This is a genomic window from uncultured Brachyspira sp. (assembly GCF_944393015.1).
Taxonomy (GTDB): Bacteria; Spirochaetota; Brachyspiria; order Brachyspirales; family Brachyspiraceae; genus Brachyspira.
In genome coordinates this window covers 26,641-51,025 of sequence record NZ_CALXYQ010000005.1, presented here as the reverse complement: position 1 = coordinate 51,025, position 24,385 = coordinate 26,641, and the positions used below count along the sequence as shown (strand labels likewise).

23 protein-coding genes and 1 pseudogene are annotated in these 24,385 nt (G+C 26.7%); 11 read left to right on the top strand and 13 right to left on the bottom strand.

Annotated elements, in window-relative coordinates; genetic code table 11:
* Nucleotides 1-347: 347 nt before the first annotated feature.
* The 4 genes from Q0K19_RS03280 to glyS form a co-directional block, all read right to left on the bottom strand.
* Nucleotides 348-1,940 carry an alkaline phosphatase gene (locus Q0K19_RS03280; protein ID WP_297245258.1) on the bottom strand — a complete coding sequence of 531 codons (1,593 nt, stop codon included), beginning with the start codon at nucleotides 1,938-1,940 and terminating at the stop codon, nucleotides 348-350.
* 245 nt (nucleotides 1,941-2,185) lie between these two features.
* Entirely contained in the window at nucleotides 2,186-2,929 is a 744-nt protein-coding gene (locus Q0K19_RS03275) for a hypothetical protein (protein WP_297245256.1), read from the bottom strand.
* A 1,074-nt stretch (nucleotides 2,930-4,003) separates the two neighbouring features.
* Nucleotides 4,004-5,155, bottom strand: coding sequence for a PD-(D/E)XK nuclease family protein (locus Q0K19_RS03270; RefSeq protein ID WP_297245254.1), 1,152 nt, complete (start codon nucleotides 5,153-5,155; stop codon nucleotides 4,004-4,006).
* A gap of 178 nt (nucleotides 5,156-5,333) precedes the next feature.
* Nucleotides 5,334-7,427, bottom strand: a complete 2,094-nt coding sequence (gene glyS / locus Q0K19_RS03265) for a glycine--tRNA ligase subunit beta (protein ID WP_297245252.1) — start codon at nucleotides 7,425-7,427, stop codon at nucleotides 5,334-5,336.
* Between the two features lie 240 nt (nucleotides 7,428-7,667).
* Here glyS and lpxC point away from each other — a divergent pair, with 240 nt between their 5' ends.
* From lpxC to hemW, 3 genes are read left to right on the top strand one after another with little or no spacing between them, the layout of a single operon-like run.
* On the top strand, nucleotides 7,668-8,957 hold the full coding sequence (gene lpxC / locus Q0K19_RS03260) for a UDP-3-O-acyl-N-acetylglucosamine deacetylase (protein WP_297245250.1): 1,290 nt from the start codon (nucleotides 7,668-7,670) through the stop codon (nucleotides 8,955-8,957).
* Between the two features lie 57 nt (nucleotides 8,958-9,014).
* Nucleotides 9,015-9,869: an RNA polymerase sigma factor RpoD/SigA gene (locus tag Q0K19_RS03255; RefSeq protein ID WP_014487065.1), complete on the top strand. Its 855-nt coding sequence runs from the start codon at nucleotides 9,015-9,017 to the stop codon at nucleotides 9,867-9,869.
* Nucleotides 9,870-9,875: 6 nt separating this feature from the next.
* Nucleotides 9,876-11,015, top strand: coding sequence for a radical SAM family heme chaperone HemW (gene hemW / locus Q0K19_RS03250; protein ID WP_297245247.1), 1,140 nt, complete (start codon nucleotides 9,876-9,878; stop codon nucleotides 11,013-11,015).
* On the opposite strand, the gene Q0K19_RS03245 is transcribed toward hemW, so the two are convergent.
* Nucleotides 11,007-11,306 carry a Trp family transcriptional regulator gene (locus tag Q0K19_RS03245; protein ID WP_041177206.1) on the bottom strand — a complete coding sequence of 100 codons (300 nt, stop codon included), beginning with the start codon at nucleotides 11,304-11,306 and terminating at the stop codon, nucleotides 11,007-11,009. The two genes, hemW and Q0K19_RS03245, sit on opposite strands and share 9 nt — an antisense overlap.
* 163 nt (nucleotides 11,307-11,469) lie before the next feature.
* Here Q0K19_RS03245 and Q0K19_RS03240 point away from each other — a divergent pair, with 163 nt between their 5' ends.
* The 5 genes from Q0K19_RS03240 (at nucleotide 11,470) to Q0K19_RS03220 (ending at nucleotide 15,062) form a co-directional block, all read left to right on the top strand.
* A complete protein-coding gene (locus tag Q0K19_RS03240; RefSeq protein ID WP_297245244.1) occupies nucleotides 11,470-12,048 on the top strand; it encodes an ankyrin repeat domain-containing protein in 579 nt (192 codons plus the stop codon).
* A gap of 134 nt (nucleotides 12,049-12,182) precedes the next feature.
* Complete coding sequence (gene dnaN / locus Q0K19_RS03235; protein ID WP_297245243.1) at nucleotides 12,183-13,310, top strand: DNA polymerase III subunit beta; 1,128 nt, start codon at nucleotides 12,183-12,185, stop codon at nucleotides 13,308-13,310.
* Nucleotides 13,311-13,336: 26 nt separating this feature from the next.
* A complete protein-coding gene (locus tag Q0K19_RS03230) occupies nucleotides 13,337-13,570 on the top strand; it encodes a hypothetical protein (RefSeq protein WP_297245241.1) in 234 nt (77 codons plus the stop codon).
* A gap of 77 nt (nucleotides 13,571-13,647) precedes the next feature.
* Entirely contained in the window at nucleotides 13,648-14,049 is a 402-nt protein-coding gene (locus Q0K19_RS03225; protein ID WP_335845836.1) for a retropepsin-like aspartic protease, read from the top strand.
* A gap of 158 nt (nucleotides 14,050-14,207) precedes the next feature.
* Nucleotides 14,208-15,062: a DUF368 domain-containing protein gene (locus tag Q0K19_RS03220; protein WP_297245238.1), complete on the top strand. Its 855-nt coding sequence runs from the start codon at nucleotides 14,208-14,210 to the stop codon at nucleotides 15,060-15,062.
* Nucleotides 15,063-15,607: 545 nt separating this feature from the next.
* On the opposite strand, the gene Q0K19_RS03215 is transcribed toward Q0K19_RS03220, so the two are convergent.
* The 7 genes and pseudogenes from Q0K19_RS03215 to Q0K19_RS03185 form a co-directional block, all read right to left on the bottom strand.
* Nucleotides 15,608-16,231, bottom strand: a complete 624-nt coding sequence (locus tag Q0K19_RS03215) for a hypothetical protein (protein ID WP_297245236.1) — start codon at nucleotides 16,229-16,231, stop codon at nucleotides 15,608-15,610.
* An 18-nt stretch (nucleotides 16,232-16,249) separates the two neighbouring features.
* Nucleotides 16,250-16,765 carry a YfbM family protein gene (locus tag Q0K19_RS03210; protein WP_297245234.1) on the bottom strand — a complete coding sequence of 172 codons (516 nt, stop codon included), beginning with the start codon at nucleotides 16,763-16,765 and terminating at the stop codon, nucleotides 16,250-16,252.
* A 63-nt stretch (nucleotides 16,766-16,828) separates the two neighbouring features.
* Nucleotides 16,829-17,688: pseudogene (locus Q0K19_RS03205) on the bottom strand (Rpn family recombination-promoting nuclease/putative transposase).
* A 78-nt stretch (nucleotides 17,689-17,766) separates the two neighbouring features.
* On the bottom strand, nucleotides 17,767-18,030 hold the full coding sequence (locus Q0K19_RS03200) for a hypothetical protein (RefSeq protein WP_297245232.1): 264 nt from the start codon (nucleotides 18,028-18,030) through the stop codon (nucleotides 17,767-17,769).
* A gap of 62 nt (nucleotides 18,031-18,092) precedes the next feature.
* Nucleotides 18,093-19,340 (bottom strand): cell division protein FtsA, encoded by a 1,248-nt coding sequence (ftsA, locus tag Q0K19_RS03195; RefSeq protein ID WP_014487076.1) that lies wholly within the window; start codon nucleotides 19,338-19,340, stop codon nucleotides 18,093-18,095.
* 108 nt (nucleotides 19,341-19,448) lie between these two features.
* Nucleotides 19,449-19,943, bottom strand: coding sequence for a hypothetical protein (locus tag Q0K19_RS03190; protein WP_297245229.1), 495 nt, complete (start codon nucleotides 19,941-19,943; stop codon nucleotides 19,449-19,451).
* A gap of 3 nt (nucleotides 19,944-19,946) precedes the next feature.
* Complete coding sequence (locus Q0K19_RS03185) at nucleotides 19,947-20,609, bottom strand: hypothetical protein (RefSeq protein WP_297245227.1); 663 nt, start codon at nucleotides 20,607-20,609, stop codon at nucleotides 19,947-19,949.
* 213 nt (nucleotides 20,610-20,822) lie between these two features.
* Here Q0K19_RS03185 and Q0K19_RS03180 point away from each other — a divergent pair, with 213 nt between their 5' ends.
* Genes Q0K19_RS03180 through Q0K19_RS03170 form a run of 3 tightly spaced genes read left to right on the top strand, consistent with a single transcriptional unit; the run spans nucleotide 20,823 to nucleotide 23,293 of the window.
* Nucleotides 20,823-21,497 (top strand): ATP/GTP-binding protein, encoded by a 675-nt coding sequence (locus tag Q0K19_RS03180; RefSeq protein WP_297245225.1) that lies wholly within the window; start codon nucleotides 20,823-20,825, stop codon nucleotides 21,495-21,497.
* A gap of 21 nt (nucleotides 21,498-21,518) precedes the next feature.
* Nucleotides 21,519-22,283: a hypothetical protein gene (locus Q0K19_RS03175; protein ID WP_297245223.1), complete on the top strand. Its 765-nt coding sequence runs from the start codon at nucleotides 21,519-21,521 to the stop codon at nucleotides 22,281-22,283.
* 29 nt (nucleotides 22,284-22,312) lie between these two features.
* Entirely contained in the window at nucleotides 22,313-23,293 is a 981-nt protein-coding gene (locus Q0K19_RS03170) for a glycosyltransferase family 9 protein (protein WP_297245221.1), read from the top strand.
* A gap of 6 nt (nucleotides 23,294-23,299) precedes the next feature.
* On the opposite strand, the gene Q0K19_RS03165 is transcribed toward Q0K19_RS03170, so the two are convergent.
* The gene (locus Q0K19_RS03165; RefSeq protein WP_297245219.1) at nucleotides 23,300-24,310 is read right to left on the bottom strand and encodes a hypothetical protein; all 1,011 of its coding nucleotides are present in this window, start codon (nucleotides 24,308-24,310) and stop codon (nucleotides 23,300-23,302) included.
* Nucleotides 24,311-24,385 lie beyond the last annotated feature (75 nt).

The following is a 24,385-nucleotide window of genomic DNA, read 5'->3' as shown; positions in this document are numbered from 1 at the left end:
AAATACAGTTTGTCAAAAATATAAATTTATTTTTGTTTTTATATCTGGGGCTTTGCCCCATACCCCAGTTCTTTTATTGGTATAAAAGAACCAAAAGAACTGCATTTTTAGTATAAATATAGTTATACCATACATTTAATACATATATTTTTAATATAAAGTTCTAGTAATTGCGTTTTTTGCAACTTTTTTATGCGGCAAAAAAGTTGATAATAATTATATAATGTGCAGTGGTCGTCAAAATGAAATCATTTCAGTATATACTAGAATGCCTTTTAATAAAAATTGTTAAAAATAAAAAGCGAAGCTGCAAAAAACAGCTCCGCTTATAAATATAAAAAATAAAATTACTTATTTAATATATCTAATACCTCAGCAGGGAAATACCATTTAGACTCATTATAAACTACAACTCCCTCTAAAGTTTTTTTCTCTCCGTCTACAGTAATTATATTTCTGTTTTTCATCATTTGAGCAGTTTTATCTTTCATACGTATAGTAAGAATTTGACCATCAGATGTTAGCTCAGCACCTGCTTTTTTTATTTCATCTTCACTCATAAATAATTTTTTGGAAGCTTCATCTAAATTTATTCCCATAGCTTTAGCAATATTTTTAGCTATATCAGTATTATCTATAAGACCTATAATTCTTTTATTATTAGGTAAATAGGTATATAGAGGAACATCTTCTCCAGTATGTCCATGAGAAGTGAATCCTAAATATGCTCTTTTTGCTAATATTGGTCCTATAGCATAATGTAAATCATCACCTGTTTTTCCTGTAAGAGAATTTACTTCTGCTGCTGTCATATCATTAATAGAATAATATTTAGACATAGTTTCTCTTATATCTTCACCAGCTTCTATTTTTCTTGCTATATATTCAGAAGAACGTGAAGCTTTTTTTATAGGATCTATAAAGCTTTCTAATTGTATTTGTTGATAATTTGAAGAGGTATCATAATTTCCCATAGAAAAACCATTGTTTCCATGATCTGTTACAGCTATAACCATAGTATTATTATCTTTTTTAGCAAAATCCAATGCAACTTTTACAGCAGCATCATAAGCTAAAGTATCAGATACTAATCCCACAGGATCATTAGCATGAGCAGCCCAATCCACTTTTGAAGCTTCTACCATCAAAAAGAATCCATTTTTATTTTTAGAAAGTATCTCTATAGCCTTTGAAGTCATTTGAGCCAATGAAGGCTGAGATGTTTCCTTTCTGTCTATATCATACGCCAAATCTGCATCTGCAAAAAGTCCTACAACTCTATCGCCTGTAAAAGAATTTAATTCATCAGAAGTTCTGATTATAGAATAACCTAAATTAGTAATTTCAGATATTAAATCCTTTCCGTCTTTTCTTTCTTCTTTAGTAAAAAACTTATATCCGCCTCCAAGTATAACATCTATGTCCTGAAATATTTGCTGTTCGCTTAAATCATCATAGTCTTTTCTAGTGATATCATGAGCCGAAAATGCTGCTGGAGTTGCATGCATAATTTCTGCAGTAGCGATAATTCCTGTAGCTTTATCAAGAAGCTGTGCCGCCTCTAATACATTTGCTATAGGACTTCTGGCTTCTGTAGGTATTGATGAATTAGGAAGTATAGCCTCATCTGGAAGAAGACCTATAAACTGCTTATAAGATGTTTTATATCCAGTAGCTATAGCTGTACCAGCAGGTGCGGAATCAGCTATAGGAGAATCAGCATTATAAGTTCTTACTGCTCCGCTTAACATTTCATCTATGGCTAATGATCCTCCGCCATTAATCCATCTTGAATATGTAATTACATCAGCACTCTGTCCATCAGCAATTAAAATTATAACATTTTTTGCTTTTATAGAATTTTCTGAATTAGTGGAATCTGGCTGACCGCATCCTATAAAAAATGCAGCTAAAAGAATAATAGGTAATAATCGAATCATAGATTTTTCTCCAATCTTTATAATTTGGTAAAAATCTGATATCAAATTTTTCCAAACTACATAGTATAATAAAATAAAAATCAACTATAAAAAATATTTTATATATTTTTATTAAAAATTAAAAAATTATATATTATCATTTTAAACTATATAATTTTTTAATTCAATACCGCAATAATTTTAAATTATATTTTTATAAAAAAAGAGGCTTATAATAAAGCCTCTTATAAATACATATTTAATTTTTATTTAACTTCTTTTAAAGTACCTTTCAAAGTTAAAGTATCATTTTCAAAAGTACCCTGCAAATCACCCTGCCAATAAGGTATGCCGTCTTTAGCTTTATCAGTAACCATTTGAATATCAGCAAAATTCATATCATTAGAAATTTGAGAAGTACTTACTTTGTTATTATCTGAACCATAACCTATTTTGAATATTCCATTAGTATCAGATTTTAATTCATAAACCCAAGGATAAACAGTAGGGCCTCCTGCATGAGCATATCTTATAGTTATTACTCCTGTTTCATCTTTAGTAACGCCTGTTCCTGTGATGATAGGGCCGTTAGTTCCATTCAATACTTTTTGAGATGTTCCTGTTCCAGTCATACCGTCAAAATTATAAGTTTTAGCAGGTGAAACTCCGTAAAGTACGAAGAATCCGAATCCTCTTTCTATTTTATTATTTGCATATTGCTTATTCTCGTATCTGTATGAATCCCAAGATTTAGTAGCTCCTGCAGGTGTTGAAGCTCCTGTAGCAGCATCCACTTTAGCATCAATATTGCCGTAAGTTCCTGAAACTTTTAAATATGAGTTTTGCATTAAATTATTATCATCATTAGCTTTTTCACCGAATACAGCCTGAAAGTCTATATCCATAGTTCCTGCTTCAGATGTTACGGTTTGATTTGATATTGTATCTGTTTTAGAACATGAAAATATTAAAACAGATATAAATAATACTATAAGTATAATTTTTTTCATTTTTTCTCCTTTTTTGTGTTAATCATATAATAAAATATATATAGAATATTACAATATTATATATATACTAAAATGTAAATTTTTTTTATATATTTACCCATGATATGTACGTCAAAAAAGGTTTTATAATACTATTAATACGAATTATGTTGTTTTATATGTAAGAAAAATAGACTATTGTAATTTTATATTGATGATATTATTCTACAATATATTTTAATGATACTATTCTATATACTTTGAAACGAGCTAGTTATTTTTTATTAACAGATATTGATGAACGATATTATTATGTGCAGCTAAATTTGTGTATGAGAAATTAGTATATACCTAAACAAATACAGTTTGTCAAAAATATAAATTTATTTTTGTTTTTATATCTGGGGCTTTGCCCCATACCCCAGTTCTTTTATTGGTATAAAAGAACCAAAAGAACTGCATTTTTAGTATAAATTTAGGCTATATCCTATATTTAATAGGCATGTTTTTAATATAAAGTTCTAGCAATTGCGTTTTTTGCAACTTTTTTGTGCGGCAAAAAAGTTGATAATAATTATATAATGTGCAGTGGTCGGCAAAATGAAATCATTTCAGTATATACCAAAACAAATATATTTTGTCAAAAATAATTTTTTTAAATTTTAAATATTTGCAGGGCTTTGACCTGCACCCCACTTCTTTTGCCGACGCTCTGCGTGCCGTAGGTAAGGCACCTACTCGGTGTTGCCACAGGCGAATCCCGCTCCAAGCGAGAAGCTATATCCTCGACAGGCTCGGATACGCTTCTCGAAAGGCTATATTTTAGCTTAAATTAATAATCTATCTTACATACAAAACAATTTTAGTATGATTTAGTACTAATTTTATACTTGCATTTTTTGCAACTTTGACGAAGTCCGCAGAGCGTATGCGGCGGGAAAAAGTTGAATAAAAAAATGACAAACTTAAAAATTTTTAGTATTTATTAAAATAAAAATTAATATCTTGTTTTGATATATTTTATAAAAATATAAAATAAAAAGCACTCTCATATTGAAATGAAAGTGCTTTTATAAATATTAAATATTATTAATTTTAATTATTATTAGCAAAATCAGTGAATTCTTGTTTTAGCTTCTTCACTAAATCAAATAATTTATTTTCATCATCTGCTATATTATATGTTAAACATCTGTCTTTATGTTTTTTTATTTCTTCTTCATTTAAATATTTTGATAATATATTATATATGATATCTGCACATTTATTTTTATCGTCATATACAGACAAATATATCTCTCCAGATACATAAGTATATATAACTATAGAAAAAGCGTTATTTCTTTTTAATTCAATATAATGAGCACAACTATAGTAGCCTCCATTTTTATCATAACCCCAATCATCCATACCTGTTTTTGATATTATATAATCATTTTTTATTTTAGCTAAATTATTATACATTTCTCCTATATAATTAATTTTCTGAAATATTTGATTGTCTTCTTTGTATTTATTTAATATTTCATTAAAAAAATTTAATTCTGTTTCTGACATATCTCCTTCTCCTGTTCTTTTTAAAATTTCTATATAATGATTCATAAAAAATAATTTATCATCTTTTAAATTATCTCTTGATTTTTCAAAACAAGTTACCAAATCTTTATCTGTAGCATCAAAACTTATTATTTTTATATATTTGTCTTTTACTTTATTTTTTATTTCATCATCAAATCCAAAAGTATGTTCTTCTGGTTCTTTATATTTTGACGGTGCAATATAAACTATTTTTTCAACTTCATATTCTCCGCATACTTTTTTATAATAATTTGCTAATTGTTCTTGCTGATCTTTAGCCCAATTAATTTTATTTTCTATAATTATTATTTTTTTATTACCAATTATTGAAATATCTATATAATTTTTTTCATATTCAGGAATTTCAGCATTTGAATAATCATCTTTATTTTCTATACCAATCAAATCAAGAAAATTATAGAAAAAATCTTCATAATTATTTAAAAAGAATTTTAGTAATTCTGAATGTAATTTTTCTTTATTCCATTTATCAGTTATTACATCAAATAAATTAAATTCTAATTGATTATTTCTTTTATTTAAAACATCGTAATATTTATTTATATTTTTTACATCAAGATTAGATATTATATCAATAACATTTTTATTATAATAGTTCATCAGCGAATAAAAATGATCTATAGTATTTATTAATTCTTTATTATTCAATTAATAATTTCCATTGTGATATTACTTAATTTTTTATAATCATATTTAATTATTATGTATTTATTATACAATATAAAAATATATATATCAATAATAGATTAATGGAAACAGACATTTTATATATAAAAAGGGGATTTTTTTATCAATGAACCCCCTTTATTTATAGTAATTATTTTTATTATTTTACCAAACTAGAGAAATCAAGCATATTCTTGAAAATCTTATCTACTGAAGAAAGTAAAGCTATACGGTTATTTTTGATTTTTTCATCATCTACATTTACCATAATATCTTTAAAGAATTTATCTAATGGTTCATAAAGACTAGCTAATAAAGCAAATGTTTTTTCATATTCTCTATTTTCCATAAGTTTATTAACTTCATTTAATTTTTCTTTATATGTATTGTATAGAGATTTTTCAGCTTCTTCTTTTAATAATGATTCATCTAAATTAACATCTTTAGCTGATTTAATCATATTCTTAATTCTTTTAAATACCAATAAAAGATTTGAGAATAACTCTTCATTTTTCTTTCTGAATGCATCAATAGCTTCTATTTTTAAGTAAGCATCATACATATCATCTATACCAGTAGAAAGAACGCCTGCAACAGAGTCTTTAGCAAAATCAATATCATTTTCAAAACGAGATTTAAAGAATTCAAATATATCTTTTACTAAATCTTCGCTCTTATTATTTTTAGCATCTTTAGGCATAGAGTTGATAGAATCCTCTATTAACTTTTTAAGATTAACATGCTTTTTAGATTTTGTAAGTATATTAATAATACCTAAAGCCTGTCTTCTTAAAGCATTAGGGTCTTGAGAACCTGTTGGTATATCTCCTACATAGAAACCAGCTGCTATATTATCCATTTTATCAAGTATAGCTATAGCCTTACCTGTATCATTAGAAGGTATTTCATCAGCAGCAAATAAAGGTCTATATTGTTCATTAATAGCTAAAGCAACATCATCATTAAGATTCATAGATTTAGCAAAATATCCGCCCATTATACCTTGAAGCTCTGGGAAATTGTATACCATATTACTTACTAAATCTGATTTCATGTATTTAATAGCTTTAACTATATTTTCTTTATCTTTTTCATAGCCTAAAAGTTTTATTAAAAGTTCTGAGTTTTTCTCAAGTCTTTTTACTTTATCAGCAACGCTTCCAAGCTCTTTTCTAAACATTAGCATTTCGAGTCTTTCATTCATCTCGTCCATGCCTTTTTTGATATCTTCTTGGTATAAGAATCTTCCGTCTGAAAGTCTTGCTGTTAATACTCTTATATTTCCTGCTATTATCTGTGGAGTTTTAGGCTGATTTGCTGTTATTACAAATAAATTAGTTAAAGTACCGTCTTTTTTGCATAATGGGAAGTATTTTTGATGTTCAATCATTTCACTAGTTAAAACTTCTTTAGGAACTTCTAAGAATTTAGAATCGAATTCGGCAGTGAGTAAGTAAGGCTCTTCTACCAAATCCACAACTATTTCAGATACTTTTTTCTTTGAAACAGCTTCATATCCATGTTCTTTTTCAATATTTTCTAATTGATTTATAATGTTTTCTAATCTTTTTTCTCTTGAAACTATAACATGCTTTTCAGCTAATGTTTTTTCATAATCTTTAGGATTATTAATTTCTTTAAATTCAGGTGAAAGAAGTCTATGACCTGTTACTTTATTATTAGTTTCTATTCCTGCAACTGAAGTTTTAATGATTTCATTTCCGAATAAGGCAAGTACATTTCTTATAGGGCGTACAAAAGCAAAATCTTTGTTTCCCCATCTCATTTTCTTTTTAAAATCTATACTTGAAATAATGCTTTCTAGTTTTTCTTCAAATAGTTTTTTAGTTTCTATACCTTTTTTCTCTTTTTTTACAAATATATATTTTTTTCCATTTACTTCTTTTATATATGGCTTATCAAATGATTCATTTTCATCTATATTTTTTATTGAATTAGCATCTATATTATGAGATTTTAAAAATCCTTCTCCTGCTTTTGTAGGAGCTCCGTCTTTAAAAGCACTTTCAAATAAAGGGCCTCTAAACTCTATAACTTCATCTTTTGATTTTTCTTCTATATTTTCTGCTAAAATTGCCAATCTTCTTGGGGTAGTGTATGAATTAACAGAACTGAAATTAATACCATTATTTTTTAATGTATTTTCTATTATTTTTTTAAAACTTACACTGGCAGGATAGGCAAAATCTGCAGGTATTTCTTCTACTAATATTTCAATAAGCAAATCTTTCACTTTAATATTCCTTAAAATAATAATTATTAATGTCCTATATTGTACATTTATAGTATAAAAAAAACAATATTTTTTGCATATTAATTTTCAATTTTGTTAACTAATTGTTTATTTGTAAGGTTATATTAATAAAGAATTAGAATATTTAAAGAAAATAACCATTATTTTACGATAATATTATAATAAGATATTGATTTTATATCATTAATTTACTATATTTATAAATTGGAAGACTTTAATATGCAAACAGTAACAACTAAACAAAATATATTAATAATAGACGATGAAGAAGACATACTGACTACCTGTCAGAATATTTTAGAAGATGAAGGCTATGGAGTAGATATAGCTAAGAATTATAAAGAAGCAGAAGATATACTTAATAGTAAGAATGTAAATTTAGTATTTTTAGATGTATGGCTGCCTGATGTAGACGGACTTGACATACTTGCTAATATAAAAGAGAAATACACTAATACTACTGTTATAATGATGAGCGGGCATGCTGGTGTTGAAACAGCAGTAAGAGCTACTAAGATGGGAGCTTATGACTTTTTAGAAAAGCCAATAAGCATATCAAAACTTCTTTCAAGCTGCGAAGAGGTGTTCAAAGAAACTACAAATAAAACAGAATTTATAAATAATGAAGAAACTGAATCTCATTATCATAATAATGTAGGATATAAGGTTAAACAGAGAACTATAGCTAAAAGTATTGTTGTAAGCGGTTTTGCTTTAATGGAAGGAAGAAAAACAGCTTTAACATTAGTTCCTGCAGAAGTTAATACAGGTATAGTTTTTATTGATATTAATACAAATACTCATATAAAACTATCCCATAATAATATACTTTCTAAAGATAAATCAGGAGCGGTTAATTCTACAGCATTAATATCCGGAAACAGATATATAAAGACTACAGAGCATTTTTTAGCGGCTCTTCATATGATGGGCATTACTAATTTAATAGTAAAATGCGATGGAGAAGTACCTAATGTAGACGGTTCTGCTTTAGTATTCTGCGATGCTTTGAAAGAGGCTGGTTTTGTAGAGCAGGATGATTATATAGAGCCTATAGTTATAGATCAGACTTTGACTTATGGTACTGTTAATGATAATGAAACTTATATAATACTTTCACCTTATGACGGTCTTGAAGTTAGCCTTCGTATAGATTTTGCAGGCAGTATAGGCGTACAGGAATATACATATAAATTTGAAAATTTTGATCAGTTTACCGAAGAAGTTGGAAGAGCTAGATCATTTAATACTATAGATAATATTGATTATGCACAAAAAATGGGAATGGCTGGAAGCGGTATGATAGGAAGTCATATACTCCTTTGTGACGGAAAAGTAATAAATACTAAACTTCATTTTGATAATGAGTTTGTAAGACATAAAATTTTGGACATAATTGGGGATTTATATATCTTAGGAAGACCTATAAGAGGCAAAGTTGTAGCTAATAAGTCTTCGCATTCTTTCAATCATTCCGTTGTACATGATCTTGCAAATAGATATTTATGAATTTGATTTAATGATTAAAAATGATATAATTAATAACTAATTTAAGAGTATGAGAATATGTCAGAAAGCAGGTTAAGAACTAATACGGAAGAACAGAATAACATATCATTATATTTTGCAGATGCTAAAAAAGAAAAGCTTTTAACTAGAGAAGAAGAAATAGAACTCACAAAAAGATTAAAAGAAGGAGATGCAGAGGCAAGATCCAAACTGATTAGAAGCAATTTGAGATTTGTTATTACAATAGCAAAACAATATAAAAACAGCGGACTTTTATTAGAAGATTTAATAAGTGAGGGAAATTTAGGGCTTATAATAGCAGCTGATAGATTTGATCCGGATAAAGGCTATCACTTTATATCCTATGCTGTATATTGGATAAGACAAAGTATTTTAAGGGCCATAAATGAGAAATCGAGACTCATAAGACTGCCTTTGAATAAAGCTATGGACTTAGTAGATTTAGAGAGAGCTGTGCATCAATACTATTATAAAAGCGGTTATACTCCGGATGTTAATGAACTTGCCGCAATATTAAATAAAGATCCTAATGATATACTTCATATTATGTCTATGAGTACAGAACATGTTTCTCTTGAAGGCGAATATAATTATGACGGTATGAAAGATAGGCTCATTGATACTATAGAAGATAAAACTTCAAAAAATGTTGAAGAAACTGCTATAAATAAAGAGCTTATGGAAGAATTAAAAACTGCTATTGAAAGTTTATCAGATATAGAAAAACAGATTATCAATGCAAGATATGGAATAGATCAGGAGAGAAAAACTCTTAAAGAAGTAGGGGAGATGTTTTCTTTCACTAAAGAGCGTATAAGGCAGATAGAGAAAAAAGCATTAAGAAAAATGCATTCTCAGAAATACAGTTCATTAAAAGATTTCTTAAAATAATAAAAAATGTCAGGGCTTTATATACATATCCCTTTTTGTACATATAAATGCAGTTACTGTAATTTCTATTCTATAGTCAATAAGAATTATATAGAAATATATAAAAAATATACAGAAAGCTTAATATCTGAATTAAAATTAAGAATATCAGACTATAAATCAGAAATAGAAACTATATATTTCGGAGGAGGTACTCCTTCTGTATTGGGTTCTGATTTATTAAAATATTTATTAGATAATATATTAAATATTGTATACATCCATAATAAATATTTAACAAATACTGACTTAATCAGAGAAATAACTATTGAATCTAATATAAATGATATAAATGCTGAATATATTAAATTCTTAGAGAATATACCAAATATAAGACTTTCTTTAGGTATACAGACATTCAATGAAAAAAGCTTAGCCATTATAAATAGGCATACCGATAAAAAAGATATTATAAATGCTCTTAAACTAATAAATAAATCATCTTTAGAAAACATATCTCTTGATTTTATATGCGGACTTCCTCTAAATGGTGAAAATCAAATAAGAGATGATATATTATTTTCATTAGATTTGCTTCCTAAAACTAAACATTTTTCACTTTATTATTTAGAATTAACTGATTCACTTCAAAGAAAATGGGAAGATTTACTGCCTAATGAAGAAGAATCTGTCATATATTATAAAAAAGCTTCTGATACATTGGAAGGACTTGGATTTAAAAGGTATGAAGTTTCAAATTATTCGCTTACAAATTATAATTCTATTCACAATAGTAATTATTGGCTTTTGAAAGATTATATAGGTATAGGTGTATCAGCTGTAGGGTGCTATAATGATAATAGATACAGTAATATTAAAATACTTAAAGATTATTTTGATTTTATTGATAAGAATCATCTTCCTATAAAAGAAAATGAATATTTATACATAGATACTAGAAAAAAAGAATTTATATTCCTTTCACTAAGAACAGTAAAAGGAATAAATATTCATAAATATAAGAATTACTTTAATGAAGAATTTTATGATAAATATTATCATATTATAAATAATAATAATAAATATTTTAACATATCTAATAATTATTTATCTATAAAAAAGTCCTATTTTGATTATGTTGATGAGATTAGTTTATTGTTACTTTGATTTACTTAATGATTCTTGAAAGTTTTTATCGTTTATAAGATATTTATCGACTATTATTGCTAAAGCACTGTCTTCTTTTTTTAATTCCTTTGCTCCTCTTGTTATTGAACAAAGACTTGCATTTAAATGTTTGGCTATTTCATATTGAGGCATTTTCTTTCTTAATAGGGTGACTATCCTCAATCTTTGCTGTATCATGTCTTGTTCATCTTTAGTGAAGAGTTCTGTGAGAAGCTTCTTAATAAATTCTTCATTGTTTTCAGTTGCTAGAATATGTGCTAATAGTTCCATTTTATGTCTCCTTAAAATTATTACTATTTAGAATACTACTATATTAAGTATAGGATAAATATTAATTTTTTCAAGTAAATTTATTATTATATATAATAATATATTTTATTTATTACAAGTATATATAAATTACTGTTTATTAATTAACAATTAAGGCAGATTTATGAAAAAGTCTAATAAGAATAATAAAAAAAATAATAAAAATACTAAAAAGATTTCTACTAGAGAAAATACTAAAAATAATTTGTTTATTATTTTATTTGCCATATTTGTTTTATTTGCTGTATTTATATACAATTATTATAATAAAAGAATTAATCCGGTATCAAATATAAATGAAGTTGATTCTCAAGGGCTTACAATAGTAATGAAAGCATTACTTAATGAGAATAATCAATTAAATATTAATGATATAAAAAGACTTATAAGAGATAATAGGAAAAATATAGATTATAGAATTAGAGATGCTGAGAGTAAAACTCTTTTAATGTATGCTGTATTTAACGGAGATACTGAAATAATAAAAGATATAGCTAAATACGGCAATCAATTAGATGAAATAGATAATAATGGAAGAACGGCATTGCATTGGGCAGTTTATTATAATAAATATGATGCTGTTGTTGCTTTGATAGAGCTTGGGGCAAAAGATTATATAAAAGATGATTATTCTCTTACTCCTATAGATATAGCACAGTATGAGGGGTATGAGGATATATATCAATATTTATCAAATTTATAATTTGTGTTATTAGATTAAAATATATTGTAAAAAATATTTTTTAATGTTAGAATTAGTTATCAATATTATGGTTTTTAGAAGTTAGTAAAATAAAAATAAATAAATAAATAAAAATAAAAAATAAAGAGGAAGCAATGAGATTTAGATGTTTAAAAAAAGATATAGTAAAATCTATTGGTGTTACTGAAAATGTTGTTGAAGGCAAAGTAATTTATAATATAGAAAGCAATGTGCTTTTTCATCTAGCAGGCAATATGCTTACATTAACTGCTACTGACGGTTCTGTTTGGGCTAGAAGCAGAATAATACTTGATGACTGTGAAGGTGAAGGAGCTGTGGCAGTATATGCTAAGAAAATCAGTTCTATATTAAAAGAGATGCCTGACGGACTTATTACTATAAATGTTGAAGAGAATGAAAAAATAAACATAGAATCTGAAAACGGAAAAACTAAACACTTAATCATAGGTATGAAAACAGATGATTTCCCTGCTTATCCTGAAAGCAATGGAGATATCAGCTATATTATGCTTCCTACAAAAGAATTAGTTACTATGATTAATAAGACTATATCATCAATAGCTAAAGAGCCTTTTAAACCTGCTTTAAGAGGTATATGCTTTGAGAAAACTGATTCTAAATTTCTTGCTGTTGCTACTGACGGAAGAAGAATGGCTGTAATTGAAAGAGAATTTGAAGGTGTAGAAAATGGTTCTTTCTCAATAATAATAGAGCCTAAAGTTTTAAATGAAATACTTGTAACTGCAAATTATGATGAAGTAGAACAAGTAAAAATGGGAGTAGACGGACAGCAGGTTTATTTCCAAGTTGGTAAATATGATTTCGTATCAAGCCTTATAGAAGGAAAATATCCTAATTTCAGACAGGTTATACCAAAAGAGTTTGCTTATAGTTTCAGAGTAAATAAAAATGATCTTCTTGATGCTATAAGACGTATCGTTCCTATGATTAATGATGTTCGTTCAAAGAGAATGATATTAACAGTTTCAGAAGAATCTCTAAAAGTAAAAGGTATAAACCAAGAGATGGGAGAATCTTTAGAAGAGATTGATATAAAATATTCAGGCGAAGAACATTCAGTTGCTTATAATTATACTTATATTCAAGATGTTATAAAACAAATTGATTCTGAAATAGTTACTTTTATGGTTAATAAAGACTCTAGTCCTACTATGGTAAAAGAAATAGAAAGAGAAGACTATTATTATATAATCATGCCTATGAGTATAGGTGAGGAGTAATCAATCACTTATTATATGGGGGAAATATGTTTGAAGTAGAAAATAAATTTTATGAAGAACATATAAAAGAATTTAGAGAAAAGTATCTAGGCAAACATATAGTAATAAAAGGTAATGAATTAAAAGGCATATATAATAGTGATGAAGAAGCTATTAATGAATCAATAAAAACTATGGAACTAGGCACTTTTGCGGTAAAAATAGTATCTGGTAATGATGAAGATACTAATTGGAGATTCTATTCCCGTGTCAATCTTTAATAAAAATAAGCAATACCATTTTGCATTTAGAGTAGAATATAATCATATACCTGTAGAATTAAAAAACAAAAGTATTAATCAAAAATAAATTCGGAATAGAAAAAGAATATGATGCTATATGGGATACAGGAGCAACTAATACAGCTATTACTCATAAAGTATATAAAGAACTTAATTTAAAACCTATAGACAGCTGCAAGGTTAGAGGTGTTAATAGCGGAATCCATACAGTTGATATAGTATTAATAGATATATCATTATCAAATAAAGTTAATATAAAAAATGTTAGGGCTGGTGTTTGTGATATCGGCGGCTGTGATATGCTTATTGGAATGGATATTATTAAATTTGGAGATTTAGCAATATCTAATAAAAATAATAAAACAATATTTAGTTTTGCAATACCACCTTTTGATAATCCTACAGATTTATTAGAAAAAGCAAATAAAGTTAATAAAAATAATGGATATTATAAATAATTATATTAATTACATTTTTATGTGTATTTAAATTGTTTGTAAAAAAATAGTAAAATAATTGTAAAAAATACTTGCTTAAAATTCTTATATAATATATCATCATTTTTCAAATAATTGGTAATTTTTTAAGTTTTTTATTAAGAGGTTTATTGAAAATTATGAAAATTTTAGGCAATTATATTTACACAATAATAAAAGGTTTTATAATAGGAGCTTCAATGCTTGTACCGGGATTCAGCGGCGGCACTATGGCTATGATACTCGGCATATATGATAAATTAATTGCTTCTTTAAGCGGTGTTCTAACATTCTCAAAAAATGAAAATTATTTTATAAAAAACAAACTTAACTTTTTATTTTTAATATTTTTCTGTGTAGGCTCTGTTTTGGGTATGGTAATAATTTCAAAGCCATTATCAAATTTGATAGAAAAATATTATACTGTTTCTTCTTTCTTTTTTATGGGGGCTGCACTTGGCGGATTTAATACAGTTTATAATAAAACTAAATCTTATAAATTCGATTTTTTAAGCATTATATATATTCTTTTGGGGGCAGGCATAGTATATTTAATATCCATAATACCTGAAGGATTTTTCAGCAGCACAGGAAACAGAAGCGAAATGTTTATGTATTTTATACTTATAGTGGCAGGTTTAATTGTGGCAATTGCCATGATACTTCCGGGTATAAGTGTTTCATACATGTTTTTGCTTTTAGGTATTTATCAGGAAACCATTGATGCCGTGCATGATTTATATATTCCATATTTAGCACCTTTAGCTATAGGTTCTATTTTAGGAGTTGTTCTTACTACAAAAATTTTGGAATATTGGATGGAGCATTATGTGAAATCATCTTATTTGATAATATCAGGTTTTGTATTAGGCTCTATTATACAGGTTTTTCCAGGACTTCCAAAAGGCATAGAATGGGCTTTATGTCCTATAATGTTTTTGGCAGCTTATTTCCTTATAAGGCTTTTACAGAGATTCGATCCTGATAATAGATAATTTTTATAATATTATTAGTATATACCTAAACAAATATATTTTGTCAAATATTAGCCATATGGGCTTTCCGCACGGTACTGCAAATTATTATGGATAGTCAACTATACGTGCGGCTGATTACTTATTAATATACAAAAGTTAATAATTTATATTACATATAAAACAAAGTTAGTATTATTTAGTACTAATTTTACACTTGCACTTTCGCGAAGCGTGCCGACGAAGTCCACCTGTGGCGTGCGGCGGGAAAAAGTTGAATAAAAAAATGATAAACTTAAAAATTTTCAGTATATACTAAAACAAATATATTTTGTCAATTTTTATATTTTGTAAATGTAAATTATAATTTTTGATAATATCAAATATTATCTAATATTAGTTAAATATTTTTATCTGTAAGATAAATTATTGATTTTTGTGCAATAATAAGTAATTAGCCGCACATATAGTAGGCGTTTAATAATATGAAATAGTACCGTGCGGGAAGGTGCCGCAGCTCGCGGTTGACAAAGTTAAAAATTTTCAGTATATATTAGAATATAATATTAATCATAAATTACTTTGATATTATAAACATTAAAATAGTATGGATATCTGCTGAAAAGTTCTATATCAAAATTTTTTGTATTGTTATTTATTTCTTTAAAATTTTTTATTTTTTTACTGCCATTTAAATATAAATCCATTTTTAAAAATGAATTTATATTTCTTTCATTTATCTCATCAAAAAGATTTTTATTTATTTTGATTGTGAATAATTTATTTTCTTTTACAGATTTATAATTATTGTATCCATCTGTAATTTCTAAATTAAATAGGGCAGGGTATACATTAATTTTGTATGTGTTTAATATACGTCCAAATTTAATTATATTTATTTCTAAAATTTTTATATTATATTTTTGATTTTGTTTTGTATTGATTTTTAACTGTATATTCGCATCTCTATCGAATGTTTGTATAAATAACTTATTAGTATCAAAATTATTATTTTCTAAAAATAAATCATAATTGTATTCATCTTTATGAAAACCGATTATATGAGATTTTTCTCTTTGTATATCATAACCATTATATTTTAAATCGTTTAGTTTATAAATATCGTCTTGCATAATAGGATAGGCATTTAAACAAAAAATGAATATTATAAAAATGAAATGCTTTATCATTACTTTATTATTGCTTTATTATTGATCAACTGTGAATATAACGGCTCTGTTTGAATCAGCAGCATTTTTCCAAAATTCTATGCTTCTATAAAAATAATCCCAAGTATATTCAAAGTCCTCATCGCTTAAAGGATATTCATAATCTTTTTCATCAATTTTAAAATATTTTTCTTTGAACTTTTCTTTTGTTATAGTTTCTATTTTGGAAGCTATATCTTTAACTACATTTTCTTTTTTTAATGTGATAATATAATCTTCCTCATCATCGCCATTTCCGTATAAAATGTCTCCTCCCATTATTATAGAGCCAAAAGGATAATTATCATCACCGAATACTAAAAGCCCATCATTAGAAAGACATCTATGCATAGCGTCCCAAGATTTATCAAGCTCATAAATATATTTTGTATGCTTTTCAAAATAAATTTCTTCCAAATTTTCAGAAATAAAATCAGGTCTTTCAAACCTTGAAGTTTTTAATAATTTATTTAAATCTCTATCGCTTAAAGCAAAGAATACACCCAAACAACCCATACAACACCTCCAAGTAATCAATTATATTAAATAATACATATTATTTTTATGAATAATATACATTCACAAGTTTTTTACTTCCTCTAAACTTAAACCTGTAATTTTACTTATATCTTCATTACTCATATTCATATTTTTTAAATTTAATGCTATGTCTTTTGCTTTGTTTATTTCGCCTTGTTCTATACCTTCTTTTATACCTTCTTCTTTTCCTAATCTCCTTTCTTCATCAAGCATTATTTGATTACCATATAGATATGCTTCTTTCTTCTCATATTCCATCATCATCAATTTACTTTTTACAAAATTATTATATTTCTTTTGTACTTCTTCCATTATAGGTTTTTCTTCTACTATTTCAGACATAATTTCCTCCCTACTAGCTGTAGCACCGACCCGCACCGTATTTCAAAATATTATAGATAGTCTTCTATAGGTGCGGCTGAATACATTTCATTACACCATAAATTTATTTTATTACTAATTATACTATAAGTATTATCTAAATTGAAATTTAATAGATTAATACTTATTACAGGAGTAAGTTCATCATATCTTTCACCATGCTTTAATAACTTACTATAATTAGCTGCCCAATAATAAAGTATTCTTTCAGGAAATCTTGAATTGCCTTGCAATTGTATTTCTATTATAACTACTGAACCATTCTGTGTTATACACTTCACGTCGACTATGGTTTCTTTTAAATTTCTATTCTTTTTCAAATTGAGGCGACTGCCCGCCTTCGGCGAAGGCGTTAAAATTTCAACAGATCGGAAAGTCTTCATATTAGCATTAATCATTATAGAATTGATAAAATCCAAAAGTATAGATTCACTGCTTCCTTTATCTGTGAAAAGATACCTTATAAAATAATCGTTCAAAGGATTAAAATTTTTTATAGTATTGAATTTTTTACTCATATACATATTATACTAATAAAGAATGTATTTGTCAAAATTCATAGTTATATGCAATTGTTTTATTTGAGTATAAAATATTTATAAAAAGTAATTAGCTGCAAATATTATTACAGCTAGAATAATACTATATATTAAAGACATTTTTATTTTTATAGACTTAAGAAAATATATCACTAAAAATAAAGCGAAAATTAATGCAGCAATGAAATAATATCTTTTTATACCTTCATTAATCACAATTAAGCTTATAGAAGCTACAAGATTGCTAATCATAATTATTCTTGCTAATATAAGCTGCATTGTTATAGCAAGTATGTCATCATTATCCGGTTTTTGATTCATATTCCTCTGCCTCGTATAATGATTTCATTATTACATATAAAAGTATAAAAATCAATATTGTATTATTTAAAAAACTCAGAGAAAGGATTTTTAAAGTTGAATTTAAATCTTCCTTTTTCAGAAGTTTTTTTATGAGGTATATTAACTTGAGTAGCCTCATCTAAACTCATCATAAGTATTCCTATAACAGCAGAATATGCAGGGTTATTTGCTATATCTCTTATGCCTTCAATTTTATCAGGCACACCTATTCTGGCACTAATAGGAGCAGCACCTTTTACTGCTGTTTGATAAGCCTTAGCAAGTTCTACCAAACCGGGAAGCAATGCACCTCCTCCTGTAAATACCATTCCTGCAGATAGTGAATCAATATATTTCATTCTATTTAATTCTTTTCCGCATAAGCTGAAAATTTCTTCTACTCTAGGCTGTATTATTTCAGTTAATACTCTTTTAGGTATAGTACGCATTTGTCCGCTTGCAGTAGGTACTTCAATGATTTCTTTTTCTCCTACCATATCTATAAATGCAAAACCATGATCTCTTTTTAATTTTTCTGCAGAAGGTATTGTAATTCTTAAACCTTCGGCTATATCATTAGTTATATGCTGACTTCCTACAGGTATAACAGCAGTATGCCAAACTGATCCTTCCAAATATACCATAAGAGAAGTAGTTGAATGTCCTATATCGAATACTACTACACCAAGTTCTTTTTCATCATCAGTAAGACAAGCTTCAGAACTTCCTCTTATATTAACTATAAAGTCTTTTCCAGAGAAACGCATTTTATTTAAAGTCTTTCTTAAATGCTCGCTTACATGTTTAAGTCCTGTTATGATATGCACTTTAGTTTCAAGTCTAGTTCCTGACATACCCACAGGATTTTTTATTTCATCTTGTCCGTCTAAAGAATATTCTTGTTCTATAGCTTCAATAATTTCTCTGTCGGCAGGTATCAATATATTTTTTGCACTTTCTAAAACTCTTTCTATTTCAGCAGGAGTAACTTCTTTGTCTTTTGTATTAACGCCTATTACACCTTTACTGTTTAATCCTTTTATATGATCTCCGCCTATTGTTGCAATTATATCAGGAGCTTGTAATCCGGCCATATGTTCTGCTTCATTGATAGATTTTTCTATAGCATTAGCAGCGGCATCTATATTGATGATAACTCCTTTTTTGATGCCTTCACTTTCACTTTCGCCTATACCTATAACATCTAATTTGTCATTATTAACACGGGCAATGACAGTTTTTATTGATGCACTTCCTACATCTAATCCTGCTAAGATTGGCTCTTTCAAGGTAAACTCCTAAATAATAATATTATGTTAATATTCTCGGTAAAAATAAAAGTATGATTAATGATTATTTTTTATGATAATTATTATAGGTTAATCAATACAATTAAATTATAAAATAACCCATTTATTATTTTCATAAGACATTACAAATGTTTGTCTAGCTTTTGAAGTAGTATCTTCTACTCTATCATAAACGGATGAATCAGCATCTATATAAGCCTTTTGTCCTTCCAATTTTATATCATAAACTTTTTCTATTGTAGTTTCAAATTCAAAATCTAATGAAGGATCGCTTTGTACATACTCATCAGCATTTTTTATATTTCTGCTTTTTCTTAAAACTTCTTTATAATTTGTAGAATAGAATTTTTCATAAGCTATTCTTACACTATCTTGATTATAAGGCAAAGAATAAAATTCTTTTAAAGATGATAATGCTAGATTTTTTAATTTATCTTCATCGTACTTTTTTACTTCAACATTTTCTTTAAAATCTTCATCGCTAAGAATTATTTCCACTCTTTTAATAGTTTCTTTATCATCATTATTGTTACTGCATGATACTAACAGAGCGAATGATATTAATAATATATATTTAAACATTTATTAAAGTCCTTCCAATATAGATTTTCTTGTATTTTGCGGAGGTAGAGCTTCTTTCTCTTTTATTCTAGTTTCTGAAGTTGTTGTAACATTATTCATATCTATATATTTAACAACGCTTGGTCTTTCTAATATTATTCTTATATCTCCATTCTGCCAAGCTACAGTATTTGCATTCAAAAATGATCCTTTAGTATATTTAGCATTTAAAGCAGATAATAGTTCAAGGAAATCAACTTGATTAGGCTGAAAATTTATAGTGATAGAATATAAAGCATCATTTTTAAATATAAAATATCCGCTTTTATAAAATTTATTTTCTTCTAAAGCAAGAAATGTTGCACTTTCTTCAGCATTCAAATCAACAGTACCTGTCATATATTGCTTAGGCAAAGTCATAGTATTATCGCTTAATATGGCATTTATTGTATCTTGTCTTGTAGCACCTAAAGTAATATTTTTAAATCCTGTTATAGGTGTATTTATTACTGCAGGCTGTCTGCCCATTATAGCATCATTAGTTATATATTCATTATTATTTTGATTATTTTCTTCTGTTTGTGTATTATTATTGTTATTTGGCGGAATATAAGCATCATTTGTTGCATATTGAGAAAATAAACTGCATCCAAATAAAAACATCAAAATAACTATATATTTTTTCATTTTTTATCCCAAATTTATTATTTTATTTTTAAAAACCTTGTAAATACAATCTTGTTATATAGTATCGGTTATATTTTATTTCAAAATAGTAAATTTATTTTGTATTGTACTTGCAAATTATATAATTTAGCTTTATTTATTTAATTAAAAAAATTTGAAAAAATTATGAAATATATTATATTTTAGATATGAAAGGGTTTTAGGAAAATAATTATGAATAAATTTAATAGAGTTACAATAGTGTGCGGTCATTATGGAGTCGGGAAAACTACTTTTTCTATTAATTATAGTATGTATGTTAGAAACCACACATCTAAAGATATTTATATTGCAGATTTAGATGTTGTAAACCCTTATTTCAGATCCAGAGAGCATTCCTCATATTTAGAAGAAAAAAACATAAAAGTTATAGGAAGCTACCTTCCTCAATCAGGTGCAGATATACCAGCGGTGTCAGCTGAAGTATATTCTATCTTTGAAAGAAAAGATATTATAGGCATAATTGATATGGGCGGAAATTCAGTTGGCAGTTTATCATTTGCTTCTTTCCGTGATAATGTTGATACTAATGAGACAGATGTTTTTTTTGTATTCAATGCCAATAGAAAAGAAAATTCTACTTTCGAATTGGCATTAGCTTATTTGATTGATATAGAGGCAGTTCTTGGTTTAAAAGTTACTGGTATAATAAATAATACTCATTTAATGGATTATACTTCTCTTGATGATATAGAAAAGGGTGAAATTATAGCGTATAATTTATCTAAAGAGAAAAATATTCCGATAAAATATACTTGTGTCGATAGGAAATTTTATCAGAATAATTCTAAAATATTGACTAAATATGATTTATTTATAATTGATTATGATATAAAAAATAAAATATAGGAAATATTATATAGTTTATTTATGGATTATAGTAATGTCAGATTATATGAGATAGCTTCTATGTTATCGCCTAGTGTATATGAAACTATATTTTATAGTCAGTATCAAGGACGTTCAGATAAAGATGCCATTATTTTAGATGATGAGACATTTGAAAGGTGCCATGTATCTGATAATGTTTATAAAAATTTTCTGTTTTCTAATGCTATGAGACTTGGAAAGAGTATTGATTATATAGGTCTTAATCAAATGCATAGTTCTATAATAGAAGATATGAAAATAACTGAAAATGATGTATCTATGAAATTAAATGATATAGTTTTAACTAATTTGGCAGCTACTTTAATAGATATAAAATCTATGAATGTAAAATTAGAGCCTTTATATATTACTTTAGTATTTAAAGGTATAAATTATTATGCTAATAATTATATAGATGAAAATGAAAAATTAATACCTACTGATGAAAGCCCTATAAATTCCACATATTGTCAGGATCAATTATCCTTTGTTAATGATAAACATATAGATATGGTTATTTCCACACAGTATAATAATACTAATAAATTAAAGTATATGATAATAAATTGTAACCATATTGAAGTTGTTGAAACTGCTAAAGATGTGTGGAAAAATATATTTAAAAATGACTTTTCTATGCTTTATGAATATTTTCAAAATATTAGGAAGTCTAGCAATTTAATAATTGAAGGAACTATTTATAAAAGTATAATATCAGGTTATGAAAAGTTTATGGACGATTTCATTGATTTAGATGATTTTTAATTATATTTTTATAATTGTATTATTTATTTATGGAAAATATTAGAAACTTACTTATACATTCTCCTAATTGGCTTGGAGATATAATTATGTCAATGCCTGCAATTCATTTAATAAAAGAAAAATATGAAGGCATAAAAATTACTGTAATGGCAAAAAAATCTATGTTAGGTATTTTTACTGTTACTGATTTAATTGATGACTATATAGAATTGAAAAGATTTCCAAAATTAAGAAAATACAATTTTGATGCCGCTTTGATTTTTCCTAATTCATTTGAAAGTGCTTTTAGAGTATTCGGACATGGTATAAAAATGCGTATAGGTTATAAAGCTGATTATAGAAATTTTATGCTTACAAAAGCCGTTGCTAGAAAAGAGGTAAGATGGATTCATACTTCAGATTATTATGTTAATTTACTTAAAGCTATTGGAATAAATGAAGAAAGACCTAATATTACATTAAAGATAAAAGATGAGGTATTAAATAAGGCAAAAGATTATTTAAAAACTGTGAACCCAGAGAATAAAAAAATATTTGCTTATGGAATAGGTGCTACTAACAGTATTGGAAAAATTTGGAGAGAAGAATATTTTGCAGAAGTTGCTAATTATTTATCAAACCAGTATGATGCTTTAACTTTATTTATTACCACTCCCAATGAAAAAGAGATATCCGATAAAATATCAGTAATGCTTTTAAAAGAGCCTATAATACCTTATATGTCTTTAGATATGATAGCAGCAATATTGAGTTTATGCGATGGTTTTATAGGCAATGATTCAGGGGCTATGCATATTGCTTCTATAGTTGGAATACCTACTTTAGCATTATATTTTGCAACACCGGCATATCAGAATTCTCCAATCGGTATTAATAGTCACATTATAGAAAAAAAGCCGGATAATCCTGCTTGTATATGCGGCGGAAAAAAATGTAAATTAGAAACATTTGAATGCCGTGAAGTAATAAAACCTAAGGAAGTTATAAGTAAATTTGAATCAATGATTTAATCCATATCATCTAATATGAAATTTACTTCTGTTTTGCTTTCCGTTTATTAAACTATTTTTTATCCAAGAACTATTGTCATTCATAGGTATCCATCTTCTTTCTTCAACTCTATAATGCCAATCTTTATCCTCTTGATAATATATTTGTATTCCGCTTCCTTCATGTATATTTAATATTTCATTGTCATGATAGTTTATCTCATCATAATCAGTACATGATTTCTGACCCATTTCTGAATAATATTCATTTAATGACATTAATGATTCATTTAATTTATCATCCATCTCTTTTACATTAAGACCTAATTTTTTAGCCTCTCTTATAGTGATAGGGTAATTATGTGAAGGATAAGCTGAATTAAGAGAATTTGATATTTCATCTATTAATTTTTGATCTTTCATATGATACGATAAAATGTCTTTGCATAGCTTTATTGATAGACTTGAAGCTCTGTCAACAGCACCTAAAACTAAAGGGTGTATATATTTGTATATATGCTCATAAGGATTATTATCATTGTTATTTGACTGTTCTTTCCATAGCTTTATAACCCTAGCTAACTCGTCCTGACTTACATATACAAGGCTATTATCCTTATTTACAGGGGATAATTCATGCTGAAGAGAGGTATCTACAGCTGTTATAAATGCTAAAGGTCCCATTTGTATTTCATCAGCACCTAAACAAAGCATAGTAGCTGCACTTGCCGCTTCTAAAGGCAGTAATGCTATGACTTTTTTGCAAGACTGTCTAAGCAAATGTACTATTCTTAAAGATGCCTGTCCGCTTCCGCCTGAACTTTTTATAAAAAAGTATATTTTATCACATTTTCCTATATGTTTAAGAATATCAGAAAGTACAATTACATCATTCTGACATACGCTTCCGCCATTGGAATTCCAATAAGCAAGTAAAGGAGCATCTAATTGTTTTTTTATTTTATTAATAATTTCCTGAGTTTTAGAAAATAATATAGGCGGTTTTATAGTTTTAGTTTGCGATTTCTTGTCAGCCATAGTATAAACCTCTTTTTTAATTTACATAATTACATTTTTTCATTAGATTCTACATTAATAACAGATAATGTCAAA

What these genes read in the sequence shown, in the direction of transcription:
- Q0K19_RS03255 (WP_014487065.1), top strand. Translation starts at nt 9,015, where the DNA reads ATGTCAGAAAGCAGGTTAAGAACTAATACGGAAGAACAGAATAACATA.
- Q0K19_RS03215 (WP_297245236.1), bottom strand. Translation starts at nt 16,231, where the DNA reads ATGATAAAGCATTTCATTTTTATAATATTCATTTTTTGTTTAAATGCC.
- Q0K19_RS03175 (WP_297245223.1), top strand. Translation starts at nt 21,519, where the DNA reads ATGGATTATAGTAATGTCAGATTATATGAGATAGCTTCTATGTTATCG.
- Q0K19_RS03190 (WP_297245229.1), bottom strand. Translation starts at nt 19,943, where the DNA reads ATGTTTAAATATATATTATTAATATCATTCGCTCTGTTAGTATCATGC.
- Q0K19_RS03280 (WP_297245258.1), bottom strand. Translation starts at nt 1,940, where the DNA reads ATGATTCGATTATTACCTATTATTCTTTTAGCTGCATTTTTTATAGGA.
- Q0K19_RS03200 (WP_297245232.1), bottom strand. Translation starts at nt 18,030, where the DNA reads ATGAATCAAAAACCGGATAATGATGACATACTTGCTATAACAATGCAG.
- lpxC (WP_297245250.1), top strand. Translation starts at nt 7,668, where the DNA reads ATGCAAACAGTAACAACTAAACAAAATATATTAATAATAGACGATGAA.
- Q0K19_RS03220 (WP_297245238.1), top strand. Translation starts at nt 14,208, where the DNA reads ATGAAAATTTTAGGCAATTATATTTACACAATAATAAAAGGTTTTATA.
- Q0K19_RS03210 (WP_297245234.1), bottom strand. Translation starts at nt 16,765, where the DNA reads ATGGGTTGTTTGGGTGTATTCTTTGCTTTAAGCGATAGAGATTTAAAT.
- Q0K19_RS03240 (WP_297245244.1), top strand. Translation starts at nt 11,470, where the DNA reads ATGAAAAAGTCTAATAAGAATAATAAAAAAAATAATAAAAATACTAAA.
- Q0K19_RS03180 (WP_297245225.1), top strand. Translation starts at nt 20,823, where the DNA reads ATGAATAAATTTAATAGAGTTACAATAGTGTGCGGTCATTATGGAGTC.
- Q0K19_RS03165 (WP_297245219.1), bottom strand. Translation starts at nt 24,310, where the DNA reads ATGGCTGACAAGAAATCGCAAACTAAAACTATAAAACCGCCTATATTA.
- dnaN (WP_297245243.1), top strand. Translation starts at nt 12,183, where the DNA reads ATGAGATTTAGATGTTTAAAAAAAGATATAGTAAAATCTATTGGTGTT.
- hemW (WP_297245247.1), top strand. Translation starts at nt 9,876, where the DNA reads ATGTCAGGGCTTTATATACATATCCCTTTTTGTACATATAAATGCAGT.
- Q0K19_RS03245 (WP_041177206.1), bottom strand. Translation starts at nt 11,306, where the DNA reads ATGGAACTATTAGCACATATTCTAGCAACTGAAAACAATGAAGAATTT.
- Q0K19_RS03275 (WP_297245256.1), bottom strand. Translation starts at nt 2,929, where the DNA reads ATGAAAAAAATTATACTTATAGTATTATTTATATCTGTTTTAATATTT.
- Q0K19_RS03170 (WP_297245221.1), top strand. Translation starts at nt 22,313, where the DNA reads ATGGAAAATATTAGAAACTTACTTATACATTCTCCTAATTGGCTTGGA.
- Q0K19_RS03185 (WP_297245227.1), bottom strand. Translation starts at nt 20,609, where the DNA reads ATGAAAAAATATATAGTTATTTTGATGTTTTTATTTGGATGCAGTTTA.
- Q0K19_RS03230 (WP_297245241.1), top strand. Translation starts at nt 13,337, where the DNA reads ATGTTTGAAGTAGAAAATAAATTTTATGAAGAACATATAAAAGAATTT.